We start from the raw sequence: 16,139 nt of genomic DNA on the forward strand, positions 1-16,139 counted from the left end.
TGGTTTCTTTTGTACATATTCCATAATAATGAAATGAATCAGGGGGCTGAATTCCGTGGCATTTGAATTTAAACTACCAGATATCGGTGAAGGTATCCACGAAGGTGAAATCGTAAAATGGTTTATTAAACCAGGCGATGAAGTAAACGAAGACGATGTACTTCTTGAAGTACAAAATGATAAAGCAGTAGTAGAAATCCCTTCTCCTGTTAAAGGTAAAGTACTTGAAGTACTTGTAGAAGAAGGAACAGTTGCAATCGTAGGAGATACATTAATTAAATTTGATGCTCCTGGATACGAAAACCTTAAATTTAAAGGTGACGATCATGATGAAGCTCCAAAAGCTGAAGAAGCAGCAGTAGAAGCTCCAGCAGCGGAAGCTACTCCAGCAGCAACTGCAGAAGTAGTAAATGAGCGCGTAATCGCTATGCCATCTGTTCGTAAATACGCTCGTGAAAAAGGTGTAGACATTCATAAAGTAGCTGGTACTGGTAAGAATGGCCGTATCGTAAAAGCTGACATCGATGCATTTGCAAATGGTGGACAAACTGTAGCAGCAACTGAGGCTCCAGCAGCAGTAGAAGCTACTCCAGCAGCAGCGAAAGAAGAAGCACCAAAAGCACAACCAATCCCAGCTGGTGAATATCCAGAAACTCGTGAGAAAATGAGTGGTATCCGTAAAGCGATTGCGAAAGCAATGGTTAACTCTAAACACACAGCTCCTCACGTAACATTAATGGACGAAGTAGATGTAACAGAACTTGTTGCTCACCGTAAGAAGTTCAAAGCAGTAGCAGCTGACAAAGGTATTAAATTAACTTACCTTCCGTACGTTGTTAAAGCTTTAACATCTGCATTACGTGAATACCCAATGTTAAACACTTCTTTAGACGATGCATCTCAAGAAGTAGTTCATAAACATTACTTCAATATCGGTATCGCAGCTGATACAGACAAAGGTCTATTAGTACCAGTTGTTAAAGATACAGATCGTAAGTCTATCTTCACAATCTCTAACGAGATCAATGATCTTGCTGGTAAAGCACGTGAAGGTCGTCTAGCTCCAGCTGAAATGAAAGGTGCTTCTTGCACAATTACAAACATTGGTTCTGCAGGTGGACAATGGTTCACTCCAGTTATCAACCACCCAGAAGTAGCAATCCTTGGTATCGGCCGTATCGCTGAAAAACCAGTTGTGAAAAACGGTGAGATCGTTGCAGCTCCAGTATTAGCATTATCTCTAAGCTTTGACCATCGTTTAATTGACGGTGCAACTGCTCAAAAAGCGTTAAACCAAATTAAACGTCTATTGAATGACCCACAATTATTAGTAATGGAGGCGTAATAACAATGGTAGTAGGAGATTTCCCAATTGAATTAGATACAGTCGTTGTTGGTGCAGGTCCTGGTGGATACGTTGCGGCAATTCGTGCAGCACAATTAGGTCAAAAGGTAGCAATCATTGAAAAAGCTAACCTTGGTGGCGTATGCTTAAACGTTGGATGTATTCCTTCAAAAGCGTTAATCAATGCAGGTCATCGTTATGAGAATGCAATGCATTCTGATGACATGGGTATTACTGCAGAAAACGTAAAAGTTGACTTTACAAAAGTTCAAGAATGGAAAAACGGCGTAGTTAAGAAATTAACTGGCGGTGTTGAAGGCCTTCTTAAAGGTAACAAAGTTGAAATCATTCGCGGTGAAGCTTACTTCGTAGATGCTAATACATTACGCGTTATGACTGAAGATGCAGCTCAAACTTATACGTTTAAAAATGCTGTTCTTGCAACTGGTTCTACACCAATCGAAATTCCAGGATTCAAATACTCTAAACGTGTTATCAACTCTACAGGTGCTTTAAGCTTACCTGAAATTCCTAAAAAACTTGTTGTAATCGGCGGCGGTTACATCGGTATGGAATTAGGTACTGCATATGCTAACTTCGGTACAGAAGTTACTGTAGTAGAAGCTGGCGACGAAATCTTAGCTGGTTTCGAAAAAGCTATGAGCTCTGTTGTTAAACGCGCTCTACAGAAAAAAGGTAACGTAAATATCCATACAAAAGCTATGGCTAAAGGCGTTGAAGAGACAGAAACTGGCGTAAAAGTTAGCTTTGAGGTTAAAGGTGAAATCCAAACTGTAGAAGCAGATTACGTATTAGTAACTGTAGGTCGTCGTCCAAACACTCAAGAAATCGGTCTTGAGCAAGTTGGAGTTAAAATGACTGACCGCGGCATCATCGAAATCGATGAGCAATGTCGTACAAATGTACCAAACATCTATGCAATCGGTGATATCGTTCCTGGACCACCATTAGCTCACAAAGCTTCTTACGAAGGTAAAGTAGCTGTAGAAGCAATTAGTGGCCATGCATCAGCTATCGATTACATCGGAATTCCTGCAGTATGCTTCACTGATCCAGAATTAGCATCTGTTGGTTACACTAAAAAACAAGCTGAAGAAGCTGGAATGACTGTAACTGTATCTAAGTTCCCATTCGCTGCTAACGGTCGTGCATTATCATTAAACAGCACTGACGGTTTCTTACAACTTGTAACACGTAAAGAAGATGGTCTTCTTGTAGGTGCTCAAGTTGCAGGTGCAGGTGCTTCTGATATTATCTCTGAGATTGGTTTAGCTATCGAAGCTGGAATGACAGCTGAAGATATCGCTCAAACAATCCATGCTCACCCAACATTAGGTGAAATCACAATGGAAGCAGCTGAAGTTGCTCTTGGAATGCCAATTCACATTGTAAAATAATTTAAGTAATGTAAATAGCCCTTCTCTTATTGTAAGAGAGGGGCTATTTTTATTTTCATCAAATGACTTGCAAGGTCTTTAAACGTACTTGTCGAATGAATATATAATACTTTAACAAATGATTCCGGCTTAACTTACTTCAAAGGTAATATATATCATCCTATAATATGTAATTGATTCAAACGTAACCCCATATATTAATAAAATAGAGCATGTCAAAGGAGAAGGTTCCATGAAAATATTACATGTTATATTTTATCATTTACTACTATGGAGTGGCTTTTCCACTGTATTAACATTATCGAATGGTGATAAGTTTCATTATAAAGTTATTCTTTTTTTCGTATTTCTATATTTAGCCTATGTAATAGCATATTTTGTATTGCACGTAAGAAAGCAAGCTTTATTTCTTACATGTTCGAATTGTATATTATTTTTAATCATATTATCTATTTTTTAAATTAGCGTTTATAAAAATACATTGTTCTTCCATTAAATAATTGTAACTCTCCTTCTAATTTCTTCGCTAAAAAACGGCAAAATTCATTTGCTTTCCCTTTGTCACCAAATGTTGCATTAGGTGGTAAAGAAACTTGGATGAAAGATTGTTCATTTTCTATACCAACACCAATATAAATTGAGTCATACCGGTCGTGATTGGATTGAAGTTTTAATGTTGTTGTAGATGTATCTAAAATTTCATAAGGAAAAGCGGTATTTGTATACGTGTAATTAATTTGGGCACCAGTTTTAGAAGTAACTGTTTTATAATAATGAAAAAGTTGTTTTATATCATCTATTGAAACTGATTGTTGGTTGGATTTCGGTACAAGCGTAATAAAGGCGTGTTGCATATAAGTTCCCCCTAACTTAGTAGAATACTATCATTCTACATCCTACTGAATTTTTTGACAATTAAAAGGAGTATTACATGTTTTGTTTAATATACTATTAATGAAACGTGATGTAGAAAGGTGGAAACCAATGTTTGAAAAGTTGTATGATGAGCATGAAAGTGTGAAGGTACGATTTTTAGGGTTTATGACACATGATACACGTTATGATTTTGGTGTTATTTATACAAATATGTTTTTTGGAAAGCCGCTCATTGTTTGTATGCAAACAGGAAGGTCTACTTTACTCGGACGAGATGATGTAGAGAATGTTCAATATATACAGGAGATTTTTAAATTAGGATCAGAAGAGGAAGCAAAGGAGTTAGCTCAGTTTTTCAAATTTCTAGTTCCGTCAACTTCTTTACATGCGGAATATGAAGAATAATTAATGTGAAACAGTCGTACTTATAAATATGGCTGTTTTTTATTTGAATATCGCATACTAATTTAAATTTAAAATATTTAATGTGTTATACTAAAAACCTATTGACGTAAAAAGTATAACATATTAAAATAAAGACAGAAAGTTAAGCGGTTACAAAAAGTTTTTGGGATTATAAACTTAGGGGGAAATGAAAAATGGGAACAATCGTATGTCAAGATTGTGAAGGTACAATTGCACACTTCGAAGATGAGAAAGTAACGGTACTTTACGGGAAATGTGGATCTTGCGGATGTGATCACACAGAGCATACAAAAGCCCAATAATTGATAGGAAATGGACAGCTAAAAGTTTTTAGGACCATAAACTTAGGGGGAAATGAAAAATGGGAACAATCGTATGCCAAGTATGTCAAGGAACAATCGGACATTTTGAAGATGAGAAAACGACGGTACTTTACGGAAAATGCGGAACAAATTGTGACTGTGCTAGAAAAGATAATGCGAAAGCTTAATGATAAATAAATAGATTACTATTGAAACTCAGGGGGAAATGAAAATGGGAACAATCGTATGCCAAGTATGTGAAGGAACAATTGGACATTTTGAAGATGAAAAATCAACAGTACTATACGGGAAATGTGGATCTCATTGCGAATGTGACCATAAAGAACATACAAAAGCTTAATAATAAGAAAAAGCGCCTACATGTGTAGGCGCTTTTTTTAATAAATTGTAGTTGTATGACCAACTGTTGCAACGATTGCATCATCCCTAATCGGAATAAAGCTTATGGAGGTCTGTGGTGTACTAGAAGAAGCGTATTGGCTCATTATACGACTATCGATACGGGTAATAGTATCGGTCAAGAAAGCTGAAATAAAAGCGTAAGGGACTCGTCGTTCATTTAATGAATAAATAATTTCTTCTTTTGTTTTTACACCTACGCCATGCCCGTAAAAAAAGAAATTTCCTAAATAGATTGTATTTTCTCCTTGCCATTCAATCGTAGCTGGATTTACTTGTGGGTTTTTAAAGTAAACGAGGTCACCTGGAACAAGATCGCCACCGTTTTTTGTTATAAGCCTTAGATCTTGGTCGTAGTCCCATGTATAAAGTAAAAGGTTTGCAAATAGACGATTGAAAGTTTCTTCCTCATACAATGATAGTAAAGCTTTATAAAAAATAATGATCATAGCGGTTGCGCATTCAGTTCCATATAGTTTTCCGTTTTTGAAAATATCCTGTATGGCAATAGAAGGTGGTATGTTTGGAAGAAGCTCGAATCCCCCAAGAGACGTTCTTTTCCAATACTGGGGGTTGCAAAAGGATTGTTGAAATGTACGAAACTGAAATCCACTTTGAAAAAGCTCTAGTGCAGAGATAATAATATTAACTCGTAAATTGAGATCAAAGCTGAGTTCATCAGCTGTTCGGAAGGAATAAACTTCTTGATTTCCTGCCATTATTGATAAAATTTGTTGTTTCTCTGCTGCAAATGGCTCATATTCATTTGTAATATAAGGATGTACAATAGAACGGCCTATTACAATCATAATAGTATCCCCACCTATACGTTACATTCTTAAGTATCGTATGAAGAAAAGGAAAAAAGGTGAAAAAAAAGCCTATCAACTGATAGGCTTGTACTCTTTAATAACACGTAATGTTTGTAATGTCATATCTTCAGGACCTTGTACAGGTAAACCTGCTTCTAAGTTTTTACGAATATACTCTAAGTTTTCTTGTGTAATAATTTCCCCCGGAGTAAAGATTGGAATCCCTGGCGGATAAACCATAACAAAATCAGCTATAATACGACCCGCTGCATTTTCAAATGGAATGACTTCTGTTTCCGAATAAAAAGCATCTCGAGGAGAAAGTGCTAGCACTGGAATTTCTGGAATCTCTACTTGTACTTGAACACCTTTATCTGCCCTATTTCTAAATGTTGCTGCTAAATCTTGTAATGCTGCAATAAGTGTATTTGTATCACTTTCTGTATCTCCCAAAGTGATAAGACATAGTATGTTGTATAGATCTGAGAGTTCTACTTCAATGTTATATTGCTCTCTAAGCCATACTTCAGCTTGGTGGCCGGTAATACCTAAATCTTTTACAGATACAATTATCTTTGTAGGATCATAGTTAAAGGTAGCATCTGTACCTAACATTTCTTTTCCAGGACAGTAAAGATGCTCAATAGAATTTATAGCATCACGAACATGCTCAGCTAATTGTATTGTTTGTTCTATGAGTGCTGTTCCTTCTGTAGCAAGACGTTTTCTCGCAACATCAAGGGATGCTAACAAGATGTAAGAAGTTGATGTAGTTGTAAGCATGCTAATAATAGATTGGACATGCTTTACATTCACTAAGCCTTCTTTCACATTAAGAATAGAACTTTGAGTTAAAGAGCCTCCTAATTTGTGAACACTTGTTGCTGCCATATCCGCACCAGCTTGCATCGCTGACATAGGTAATTCATCGTGAAAATGAATATGAACACCATGAGCTTCGTCGACTAGTACAGGGATGTCATAAGAATGTGCTAATTGTACAATCTGTTCTAAGTCTGCAGCAAACCCAAAGTACGTTGGGTTAATAACAAGTAAGCCCTTTGCATCTGAGTGCTCTTCAAGTGCTTTTTTGACAGATTGAATTGTGATTCCATGAGAAATACCGAGCTTCGGATCGATTTCAGGATGCATGAAAATCGGTTTTGCACCTGAGAAAATAATAGCTGACATTACTGATTTATGCACGTTTCGTGGTACTAGGATTTTGTCACCAGGACCGCAAACGCTCATCACCATTGTCATAATAGCGCCACTTGTACCTTGAATAGAAAAGAAAGTATGATCTGCACCGAATGCGGCTGCTGCTAAATCTTGTGCTTCTTTAATCATACCTTTTGGATGATGTAAATCATCGAGTGGCGCAATATTAATTAAATCAATTGCTAATGCATTATGCCCAATAAATTCGCGAAATGTAGGATCCATGCCCTGTCCTTTTTTATGACCAGGAATATGGAATTGAATTGGATTTCGCTTACTGTGCTCAACTAAAGCGGTAAACAATGGTGTTTCGTATTGGGACAATCTATACACCCCTTCTTCTTCATAATATTTAGTGTAATTTGTTTTATATAATCCTGCTCTAAAAAAGTGTAGCCCTTTTTAGAATAAGGCTTGTTTTTCTGCCATTCAAAAAATCGTTTTTGAGATGGTAGCTTCACTTTATTTTCTATAAAACAAAAGCATTATATCACCAATAATTATAGATGTATAGAAAAAAATCTTTTTAAGGTGAGTATGTTTAATAGTTAGCCTCAACTAATGAATAGAGGAAGACAATTCCATTAAAATGAATAAATAGTGTATAATGCAGAGTGGCTATAATGAAGAATAAAATATTCTCTTTAAGATAGCATAATGAAACAAGAAGAAATGATAAATGAGGTGCGAAATGGAATATCAATATCCGTTAGATTATGATTGGTCAAATGAGGAAATGGTTACAATGGTGAAGTTTTATGAAGCGATTGAGAAAGCTTACGAAAAAGGAATTATAAGAGAAGAGTTAATGGGTTTATATCGTCGTTTTAAAGAGATTGTTCCATCGAAAGCAGAAGAAAAGAAAATTGATAAAGAATTTCAAGAAGTAAGTGGATACTCTATATATCGTGCTATTCAAAGGGCAAAAGAAGTCGAAGAACAAAAGCTTGTGAAAATGTAAAAAATATTTTGAAAAATAAAAACTGAAGTGATATAATGTGATAACAACTAAAAACGGACAATATAAATTGTCCGTTTTCTACTATCGATTACAAAGTGCATATAAAGGAAGGAGTGATTGCATCGTAGATTCAATCTTAGCAAGGAATTGTTCGTTGGTCATTGCTGAAAACTCCTCTGGTGATATATGAATACCAACTAATAATTCTGCTTTTTTTACAGTAGCTAATCGTTCAATCATCTTTTGTAAGTCTTCGGTTTCAAGTGTTTTATGTAATTTCACACTTGGTTTAGTATGGTCAATGGACCAAACGAAGTCATTTGGAATATTTGTTTTTAAATCATTTAAATGTTCTAAGAAGGCATGAGCCGTCTCAACTTTTTGTGGACACTCATAGATTAAACCAAAGTATATGAAGGCATGAGTACCCCATAAGCCGATTTGGAAATGCGGTAGCATTTTATATCCTCGTTTATTTGTTGAAAAAGCAACCCAAGTATCGTTTGGTGGATTGACTTTGCGGCGTGCGTGTTTTGCAACATGATAAAAAAAGTTCTCATCAGTTTGTTTGGATAAGTATTCTGCAAATTGTTCCCCTAAAGCTTCTAGCTTAGGATGAATGTTCGTTTTAATTGCACTCATTCGTTCTTCGAGACCATCAACTGTAAAGACATCAAAATCAGTTGACTTGAATGTTTGAATTGTCATGATTGTTCCTCCAACTCCTATTTTGCTTTTATTTTAGCATAGCTTGTACTATTCATAAAAAAAACAGCACAAAAAAATTTAAATAAAAAAATATAATTTTGTTGCATAGATGATTTATCCAACATAGTATAGTATAAAACAAAAAATCAGAAAATTTAATTAATTCTAGTCCGAGGGCAGACGAATATTGGGAGGAGGCAAATAATATGAGACAGGTGATTAATGCGTTAAAGAGAACAGATGCTGAAAAGAGAATACCGGTGCTACGTTTGGAGCTAGATTATGAATTAGCAACTTTATATGATGCGATGATGGAAGATGATAACCAGAAAAAAGAAGAGTGTGTACAAAAGTTAGAAGTGTTAAGACTTGAAATGATTCGTTTAGAAGCGTAATAATAGTATATGTATAAAAAATTAGTTGGTGCGAACCTTATAAAGGGTTCGTTTTTTCTGTGAACAGTATAGATCGGAGTGTTTAAACATGCAAGAAGTATGGAAAGACATCGATGCACACGCCAAACGGTGGATTCGGGATGCAGGAGAGCATTTAATGGCATCAATGAAAAAAGCACTTATTATAGAAACAAAATCAAATGCAGCTGACTTAGTTACAAATATGGACCGAGAGATAGAACAGTTTTTAATTGGGAAAATTAAAGAAACATTCCCGAATCATAATATTTTAGGAGAAGAGGGTTATGGAGACGAGATAACGTCTTCTGACGGGGTTGTTTGGTTAATTGATCCAATTGACGGCACGATGAACTTTGTTCATCAAAAAAGAAATTTTGCGATTTCAATTGGGATTTATGAGAACGGTATCGGAAAGATTGGACTTATATATGATCCAGTGCATGATGAACTATATCATGCAGTCAAGGGATCTGGAGCTTTTTGTAATGATATATCAATTCCTCCATTGGAAAAAGGAACTGTAGAGCAAGGTATTGTAGCTTTAAATGCGATATGGCTTACGGATAATCCATTGCTTAATATGGAAAGTATGATGGCACTTGTTAAGAAAGCAAGGGGCACAAGGTCATATGGCTGTGCAGCGTTAGAGATGGTATACGTTGCAACAGGAAGAATAGATGCATATGTAACGCCGAGATTATCACCATGGGATTTTGGCGGAGGGCAGATAATTGTAGAAGAAGTTGGAGGTAAGGTGACGACATTCTCTGGAGCGCCACTTTCTATCATAGAGAAGAGCAGTGTGTTAGTTGCAAAACCAGGAGTGTATGAAGAAGTGTTATCGTTTATATGAGAGCAACAAAAAAAGTAAGAGGCTGTGTATAAGCTTCTTACTTTTTAGCGTTATTGTGATTTGCGCATTTTTCTTTTTGTTACAAAACCGTATCCAACTGTAACAAATGTGCCGATAATGCAAATAATAATACCGATTGGACTATTTTCAGCAATCATAATGCCGATACCGATTAAGAAAATAACACCGATAATTGCAGTTAATAAAAAGCGATATTGAATGTGTTCCATTTCTTCACCCTCCAATCTCATTTTACTTTCACAAAAGTAAGAATACAACTATATTTTCATTCTTGCTTTTATTTTAATTGCTATTGTATCCCCTTCGCTCTTATAATAGAGAAGGATTAAAAAGACATTAGGAGTTGGACATGTTGAAAAAACGACAAGATTTACGTAATATAGCAATTATTGCCCACGTTGACCATGGTAAAACAACACTTGTTGACCAGTTATTACGTCAAGCGGGGACTTTCCGTGCGAACGAACACGTTGAAGAACGCGCAATGGATTCAAATGATCTAGAAAGAGAACGCGGTATTACAATTTTAGCGAAAAATACAGCGATTCACTATGAAGATAAAAGAATTAACATTTTAGATACACCTGGTCACGCTGACTTCGGTGGAGAAGTAGAACGTATCATGAAAATGGTTGATGGTGTTTTACTTGTTGTTGATGCATATGAAGGTTGTATGCCACAAACACGATTTGTTTTAAAGAAAGCTCTTGAGCAAAACTTAACTCCAATCGTAGTTGTAAACAAAATTGACCGTGACTTCGCTCGTCCAGATGAAGTAGTTGATGAAGTAATCGACTTATTCATTGAGCTTGGTGCAAACGAAGATCAATTAGAGTTCCCAGTTGTATTTGCATCAGCAATGAACGGAACAGCAAGCTTAGATTCAAATCCAGCAAATCAAGAAGAGAATATGAAATCATTATTCGATACAATTATCGAACATATTCCAGCACCAATTGATAACAGCGAAGAGCCACTTCAATTCCAAGTAGCACTTCTTGATTACAACGACTACGTTGGACGTATTGGAGTTGGTCGCGTATTCCGCGGTACAATGAAGGTTGGACAACAAGTTGCTTTAATGAAAGTAGACGGAAGCGTGAAGCAATTCCGCGTAACGAAATTATTCGGTTACATGGGATTAAAACGTCAAGAAATTGAAGAAGCAAAAGCAGGGGACTTAGTAGCCGTTTCTGGTATGGAAGACATTAACGTAGGTGAAACAGTATGTCCAGTTGAACATCAAGATGCGTTACCATTATTACGTATTGATGAGCCAACACTACAAATGACGTTCCTTGTAAATAACAGCCCATTTGCAGGTCGTGAAGGTAAATACATTACATCTCGTAAAATTGAAGAGCGTCTTCGTTCACAATTAGAAACAGATGTAAGTTTACGTGTAGATAATACAGATTCTCCTGATGCGTGGATCGTATCTGGACGTGGGGAACTACATTTATCTATCTTAATTGAAAACATGCGTCGTGAAGGTTATGAATTACAAGTATCTAAGCCAGAAGTAATCATTAAAGAAGTTGATGGCGTAAGATGTGAGCCTGTAGAGCGCGTACAAATCGATGTACCTGAAGAATACACTGGTTCTATTATGGAATCTATGGGTGCACGTAAAGGTGAAATGTTAGATATGGTGAATAACGGAAACGGTCAAGTTCGCCTTACTTTCATGGTTCCAGCACGTGGTTTAATTGGTTACACAACAGAATTCTTAACATTAACTCGTGGTTACGGTATTTTAAACCATACATTCGATTGCTACCAACCAGTACACGCTGGACAAGTTGGTGGACGTCGCCAAGGTGTTCTAGTTTCACTTGAAACAGGAAAAGCATCACAATATGGTATTATGCAAGTTGAAGACCGTGGTGTAATCTTCGTTGAACCAGGTACAGAAGTATATGCTGGTATGATTGTCGGAGAACACACTCGTGAGAACGACTTAACAGTTAACGTTGTGAAAATGAAACAACAAACTAACATTCGTTCTGCGACGAAAGATCAAACTTCAACAATGAAGAAACCACGCCTAATGACTTTAGAAGAATCATTAGAGTACTTAAACGATGACGAGTTCTGTGAAGTAACTCCAGAATCAATTCGTCTACGTAAAAAGATTCTTGATAAGAGTGAGCGCGAAAGAGCTGCTAAGAAAAAGAAATCTGTTGAAGCGTAAAAATAAAAAAACAACGCCCTTTATAAAGGGCGTTGTTTTTTTATTTTGTTTATTTTTTTAGAATATTTACTCTTTTTTGTGGACAGTATTTTTTTTGCGAGTTACTCTTGTATTAAGTGTATAAAGAAAATTGCATTTTACTGCTAGGGGGGAAGAGTGTGTTAGAAAGGATGTCTTTTTTTGCAAAATTGTGTAAGGTAGATGAAAATCCAGAGTTAGGAATGTGGTTACTTTATGGGACGATTATTATATTAAGTGCTCTCGTTTATAATTTAGGGTTTGCTAGAAAGTTGTCTGTACTAAAAAATATTGTGATATACATATCATTAGCAATTGGATGCACAGTATTAACCTTTTTTGCTGTGTTTTTACCTGTTGGAGAAGGACTTGTTGTAGCGGCAATTGTACTTGGAATTTATAGACTGCGTTTGCGTCAAGCGAAACAACAAAAAGCAGGATAAGAAAGGGGAGTTTTCATGCGTTCAGTACAAGATGCACTATATAATTGGTTAACAATTAAAACAGTTGCGGAAGCACGTCCAGATGATAGTGCTGCAAAAGAAACATATTTGTTATTTCAAAATATGGTATATGAAGAACATAAATTAAGAAATGTGGAAGTCGAAAAGAACGAGGAAATGTATTTAATTACATATGAAATAAATGGAGAACGGAAATCTGCAAGGTTTCCGTTAGAAGCCATTGATTGTTTTTTGGATCAGATGAATCGTGAACCAGAAAAATATAAATAAGTCCTTATCTATATGAGTAAGGACTTATTTACATTTTACCAATCATCTTCGATTTTTTTATCACGATATAATCGGAAATTACCACTTGCATGACGTTCCATTGTACGCTCTGCAATTCGTTCCGAACATTCCATGCACATATATGTATGAATAGGGCGATTACGCAGTTTTTTTGCCATAGGATTTTCATCATCTAACATATCTTTTTTATCACAAATCATACATTTGACTCTCATTTCGTCACCTCAATACGAATTCTATCAGTATAAGTATATCATGGAAGTATAATGTTTTTGAATAATAGTGGGAAAAAATAATATTTTCGCAATTCGAAAAATAAGTTATGATAAGGATATACCAAGTATATTTGGAGGTGAAAATATGGCGAATGTAGTAGAGCCTACCTTAACAGAGGATTTAGTACAAACGTTGCGTAAAGAGTGTATTGTTATGATAGCAACGACAGATTTCGAAAAACAAGTTCCTAACGTAAGTGCTATTTCTTGGGTGTATGCAGTGAGTAAAACTAGTATTCGATTTGCAGTAGATCAACGTTCACGTATTGTGGAAAATATACGTCATAATACAGGTGTGGTATTGACTATAATGGCGAATGAATCCGTATTTTCTATAAGTGGTGCAGGTGAAATTTTGACAGATAGAATGGAAGGTATTTCTCTAAAATTAACTGTAATAGAAGTAAAGGTGCAAGAAGTGCGTGATGTTATGTTTTATGGAGCGAAACTTGCAATTGAACCAACATATGAAAAAACATATGATCTTCGGGCAGCGAAAAAGCTGGATAACGAAGTCTTAGTAGGGATAAGAGAATTATAAAGATGCTAAATAAGAAATTCGTTTATTCACTTTTGTAGTCGGTTATTGTGATTTAACGTTAATAATTATAATAAAAAGTAATATATTGAATAGAAATGAATAAAGAATAAATAAAAGGTTTAATGACTATGATTTTCGATTCTACCTCGTTTACACGGTACATATAATTATAACAATGGTTCGTCCATATTTTATGGATGAAACCCTTGTTCTACAAATTTAAAAGTGGAGTCAGGGGGTAACAGGTTGGATAAAATTTATGTGTTAGATACGAATGTACTTTTGCAGGATCCTTTATCTATTTTTTCATTTGAAACCAATGAAGTAGTGATTCCAGCAGTTGTATTAGAAGAGGTTGATTCGAAAAAACGTTATATGGATGAAGTAGGAAGAAACGCTCGTTATGTATCTAAGTTAATAGATAAATTTCGTGAAATAGGAAAGCTGCATGAAAGTATCCCGCTAGAAAACGGCGGAACATTTCGTATTGAATTGAACCATCGTTCATTTGTGCAACTACAAGATATTTTTGTAGAAAAAACAAATGATAATCGAATTTTAGCTGTAGCAAAAAATCTATCTTTAGAAGAACAGGAAAAAGAGGACGGGAAGTCTGTTATTTTAGTAAGTAAAGATGTACTCGTAAGGGTAAAAGCTGATGCAATTGGTTTGAAGGCTGAAGATTATTTAAGTGATCGCGTAATTGAAGTAGAAAATATATATTCTGGTTTTTTAGAAGGATATATATCAAAAGAACAATTGGATTATTTTTATGAGAAAGGTGAATTGCCTCTATCTGAAATTGCGAATCATCCTTTTTACCCAAATCAATTTGTAGTAATGAAAGATGCATTAGGGGGCTCTAGTTCTGCGCTTGGCATTGTGGATCACTTAGGGAAGAAGGTAAAGAAACTTATTTTTCACAATGAACAAGTGTGGGGGATACGACCACGAAACGTGCAGCAAATTATGGGATTAGAATTGTTGCTTCGTGAAGATATTCCGCTTGTAACGTTAACGGGGAAAGCCGGCACAGGAAAAACGTTACTTGCGTTAGCTTCGGGACTTATGCAAACAGAAGACTTAGGGTTATATAAAAAATTACTTGTGGCAAGACCAATTGTTCCAGTCGGAAAAGATATCGGTTATTTACCAGGAGAAAAAGAAGAAAAATTAAGACCATGGATGCAGCCAATTTTTGATAACCTAGAGTATTTATTTAATACGAAAAAGCCAGGAGAGTTAGATGCTATTCTAGCTGGAATGGGTTCGATTGAAGTAGAAGCCCTTACTTATATACGCGGGAGAAGTATTCCAGATCAGTTCATTATCATTGACGAAGCACAAAATTTAACAAAGCATGAAGTGAAAACGATATTAACTAGGGTAGGGGAAAAGAGTAAGATTGTATTGATGGGAGATCCTCAGCAAATTGATCACCCATATTTAGATGAATATAATAATGGCTTAACGTATGTTGTAGAGAAGTTTAAAGAACAGCGTATTAGTGGTCATGTGAAGTTTGTTAAAGGAGAGCGATCTAATTTAGCTCAACTAGCAGCAGATTTATTGTAAAAAGGAGTGAGCTTAAGCTCACTCCTTTTCTTTAAATAATTGTAAATTTACGGATGTTACGGATTGGATTTTGTTGATTAGATCCATCATTGAAATAGAGATGAACAGGCCCGTCTTCTTTTAATGGTTTTCCTTCTTTTGAAAAGCCTAGTATAGCATTTTGACAGTTTCTAATGGAAGTGTCATTGTATGATCTACCGTTTCAATTTCAACTTGCGTAGCGTCCTCTAAAATTTCAGCGTTAGCAAGGAATGGATGAAATGGTATACCAAATGTTCCAGTAATCAGCTGTTCTTTTTTATATTTCTTCACACTTTGTTGTATTGGAGGAAAAGCGGCACCATCACGAATTTCGCGATCCCAATGTTCTGAAGTGTTTTTTAAATAAGTTTCTAGTTCAGACGTGTTTTCTCTAGTTTCATCAAAGTAAGTTGTCAAATCTACTTTTCGATCATCAAAGATCCAAACAGTTGGATCAATAGTGATTGGAAAACGTACTTTTCCGTTAATAAATAAAATTTCGCTCATTGTTGTTCCCCCATTTGTGTTATACTCCCACTTTTCAGTATAATAGTATTAGACACTGTTGTCACAAAAAATGTTTCTATTGCAATTTATTAAAACTATCGCTAATATTAATAGATAGGATAGAGGAGAGTAGGACGGAAACGGAGGGAATCAATTTGGCGTCTGAGACAGTAGCAAATCATCAGGAAAAGGCACTAGCCCTTCTACAAGCGGATGCAGAGAAGATTTTAAGACTTATTAAGGTGCAAATGGACCATCTTACAATGCCGCAATGTCCATTATATGAAGAAGTGTTAGACACACAAATGTTTGGACTATCCCGCGAGGTCGATTTTGCAGTTCGCCTTGGTCTTATTGCAGAAGAACAAGGGAAAGCAATGTTAGGTGAGCTCGAACGTGAGTTATCTGCACTTCATGAAGCATTTACAAACAAACAACAATAACGGGTTCAAATAAGGGGGCTCAAACTAAATT

General features: G+C 35.8%; 22 protein-coding genes and 1 pseudogene. 16 read left to right on the forward strand and 7 right to left on the reverse strand.

Annotation, left to right across the window (positions count from 1 at the left end):
• Positions 1–55 precede the first annotated feature (55 nt).
• The 3 genes from pdhC (at position 56) to MR168_RS05690 (ending at position 3,223) form a co-directional block, all read left to right on the forward strand.
• A complete protein-coding gene (gene pdhC / locus MR168_RS05680; protein ID WP_000863419.1) occupies positions 56–1,345 on the forward strand; it encodes a pyruvate dehydrogenase complex dihydrolipoyllysine-residue acetyltransferase in 1,290 nt (429 codons plus the stop codon).
• Positions 1,346–1,350: 5 nt separating this feature from the next.
• Positions 1,351–2,763 (forward strand): dihydrolipoyl dehydrogenase, encoded by a 1,413-nt coding sequence (gene lpdA, locus MR168_RS05685; protein ID WP_000260104.1) that lies wholly within the window; start codon positions 1,351–1,353, stop codon positions 2,761–2,763.
• A gap of 232 nt (positions 2,764–2,995) precedes the next feature.
• Positions 2,996–3,223, forward strand: a complete 228-nt coding sequence (locus tag MR168_RS05690; RefSeq protein WP_000697469.1) for a hypothetical protein — start codon at positions 2,996–2,998, stop codon at positions 3,221–3,223.
• Between the two features lies 1 nt (position 3,224).
• Here the strand turns inward: MR168_RS05690 and MR168_RS05695 are convergent, their stop codons facing one another.
• A complete protein-coding gene (locus MR168_RS05695; RefSeq protein ID WP_001163299.1) occupies positions 3,225–3,617 on the reverse strand; it encodes a DUF1885 family protein in 393 nt (130 codons plus the stop codon).
• Between the two features lie 130 nt (positions 3,618–3,747).
• Here MR168_RS05695 and MR168_RS05700 point away from each other — a divergent pair, with 130 nt between their 5' ends.
• The 4 genes from MR168_RS05700 (at position 3,748) to MR168_RS05715 (ending at position 4,728) form a co-directional block, all read left to right on the forward strand.
• On the forward strand, positions 3,748–4,044 hold the full coding sequence (locus MR168_RS05700; protein ID WP_000462038.1) for a DUF3055 domain-containing protein: 297 nt from the start codon (positions 3,748–3,750) through the stop codon (positions 4,042–4,044).
• Between the two features lie 194 nt (positions 4,045–4,238).
• A complete protein-coding gene (locus MR168_RS05705; RefSeq protein WP_000536778.1) occupies positions 4,239–4,367 on the forward strand; it encodes a GapA-binding peptide SR1P in 129 nt (42 codons plus the stop codon).
• Positions 4,368–4,426: 59 nt separating this feature from the next.
• Positions 4,427–4,555 carry a GapA-binding peptide SR1P gene (locus tag MR168_RS05710; RefSeq protein WP_140159389.1) on the forward strand — a complete coding sequence of 43 codons (129 nt, stop codon included), beginning with the start codon at positions 4,427–4,429 and terminating at the stop codon, positions 4,553–4,555.
• Positions 4,556–4,599: 44 nt separating this feature from the next.
• Positions 4,600–4,728 (forward strand): GapA-binding peptide SR1P, encoded by a 129-nt coding sequence (locus MR168_RS05715; protein WP_000536796.1) that lies wholly within the window; start codon positions 4,600–4,602, stop codon positions 4,726–4,728.
• A 37-nt stretch (positions 4,729–4,765) separates the two neighbouring features.
• Here MR168_RS05715 and MR168_RS05720 read toward each other — a convergent pair whose 3' ends face one another.
• Positions 4,766–5,596 (reverse strand): protein-glutamine gamma-glutamyltransferase, encoded by an 831-nt coding sequence (locus MR168_RS05720; protein WP_000635337.1) that lies wholly within the window; start codon positions 5,594–5,596, stop codon positions 4,766–4,768.
• A gap of 75 nt (positions 5,597–5,671) precedes the next feature.
• Positions 5,672–7,144, reverse strand: coding sequence for an arginine decarboxylase (speA, locus tag MR168_RS05725; protein ID WP_000084899.1), 1,473 nt, complete (start codon positions 7,142–7,144; stop codon positions 5,672–5,674).
• Between the two features lie 367 nt (positions 7,145–7,511).
• On the opposite strand from speA, the gene MR168_RS05730 reads away from it, so the two are divergent.
• Entirely contained in the window at positions 7,512–7,781 is a 270-nt protein-coding gene (locus tag MR168_RS05730; RefSeq protein WP_000456562.1) for a UPF0223 family protein, read from the forward strand.
• Between the two features lie 81 nt (positions 7,782–7,862).
• On the opposite strand, the gene MR168_RS05735 is transcribed toward MR168_RS05730, so the two are convergent.
• Entirely contained in the window at positions 7,863–8,489 is a 627-nt protein-coding gene (locus MR168_RS05735; protein ID WP_000155317.1) for a YktB family protein, read from the reverse strand.
• Positions 8,490–8,695: 206 nt separating this feature from the next.
• On the opposite strand from MR168_RS05735, the gene MR168_RS05740 reads away from it, so the two are divergent.
• Both MR168_RS05740 and MR168_RS05745 read left to right on the forward strand, forming a co-directional pair.
• A complete protein-coding gene (locus MR168_RS05740) occupies positions 8,696–8,884 on the forward strand; it encodes a hypothetical protein (protein ID WP_001250165.1) in 189 nt (62 codons plus the stop codon).
• Positions 8,885–8,972: 88 nt separating this feature from the next.
• Positions 8,973–9,758, forward strand: a complete 786-nt coding sequence (locus tag MR168_RS05745) for an inositol monophosphatase family protein (protein WP_001158701.1) — start codon at positions 8,973–8,975, stop codon at positions 9,756–9,758.
• A 50-nt stretch (positions 9,759–9,808) separates the two neighbouring features.
• Here MR168_RS05745 and MR168_RS05750 read toward each other — a convergent pair whose 3' ends face one another.
• The gene (locus tag MR168_RS05750; protein ID WP_000400127.1) at positions 9,809–9,988 is read right to left on the reverse strand and encodes a DUF5325 family protein; all 180 of its coding nucleotides are present in this window, start codon (positions 9,986–9,988) and stop codon (positions 9,809–9,811) included.
• Positions 9,989–10,128: 140 nt separating this feature from the next.
• Here MR168_RS05750 and typA point away from each other — a divergent pair, with 140 nt between their 5' ends.
• The 3 genes from typA (at position 10,129) to MR168_RS05765 (ending at position 12,725) form a co-directional block, all read left to right on the forward strand.
• Positions 10,129–11,973, forward strand: coding sequence for a translational GTPase TypA (gene typA / locus MR168_RS05755; RefSeq protein ID WP_000914762.1), 1,845 nt, complete (start codon positions 10,129–10,131; stop codon positions 11,971–11,973).
• A 158-nt stretch (positions 11,974–12,131) separates the two neighbouring features.
• Positions 12,132–12,434, forward strand: coding sequence for a YlaH-like family protein (locus tag MR168_RS05760; protein ID WP_000893662.1), 303 nt, complete (start codon positions 12,132–12,134; stop codon positions 12,432–12,434).
• Between the two features lie 15 nt (positions 12,435–12,449).
• Positions 12,450–12,725, forward strand: coding sequence for a hypothetical protein (locus MR168_RS05765; RefSeq protein WP_001258151.1), 276 nt, complete (start codon positions 12,450–12,452; stop codon positions 12,723–12,725).
• A 35-nt stretch (positions 12,726–12,760) separates the two neighbouring features.
• Here the strand turns inward: MR168_RS05765 and MR168_RS05770 are convergent, their stop codons facing one another.
• Positions 12,761–12,961 (reverse strand): YlaI family protein, encoded by a 201-nt coding sequence (locus MR168_RS05770; protein ID WP_002082250.1) that lies wholly within the window; start codon positions 12,959–12,961, stop codon positions 12,761–12,763.
• A 145-nt stretch (positions 12,962–13,106) separates the two neighbouring features.
• Between MR168_RS05770 and MR168_RS05775 the strand changes: the two genes are divergently transcribed.
• Entirely contained in the window at positions 13,107–13,562 is a 456-nt protein-coding gene (locus MR168_RS05775) for a pyridoxamine 5'-phosphate oxidase family protein (RefSeq protein WP_000024596.1), read from the forward strand.
• A gap of 246 nt (positions 13,563–13,808) precedes the next feature.
• Positions 13,809–15,137 (forward strand): PhoH family protein, encoded by a 1,329-nt coding sequence (locus MR168_RS05780; protein WP_000358083.1) that lies wholly within the window; start codon positions 13,809–13,811, stop codon positions 15,135–15,137.
• Positions 15,138–15,168: 31 nt separating this feature from the next.
• Here MR168_RS05780 and MR168_RS05785 read toward each other — a convergent pair.
• Positions 15,169–15,665: pseudogene (locus MR168_RS05785) on the reverse strand (peptidyl-prolyl cis-trans isomerase).
• 155 nt (positions 15,666–15,820) lie between these two features.
• On the opposite strand from MR168_RS05785, the gene MR168_RS05790 reads away from it, so the two are divergent.
• A complete protein-coding gene (locus MR168_RS05790) occupies positions 15,821–16,108 on the forward strand; it encodes an Fpa/YlaN family protein (RefSeq protein ID WP_000135694.1) in 288 nt (95 codons plus the stop codon).
• Positions 16,109–16,139 lie beyond the last annotated feature (31 nt).

Origin of the sequence: Bacillus cereus group sp. BfR-BA-01356 (assembly GCF_022663635.1) — a bacterium.
Taxonomy (GTDB): Bacteria; Bacillota; Bacilli; order Bacillales; family Bacillaceae_G; genus Bacillus_A; species Bacillus_A cereus.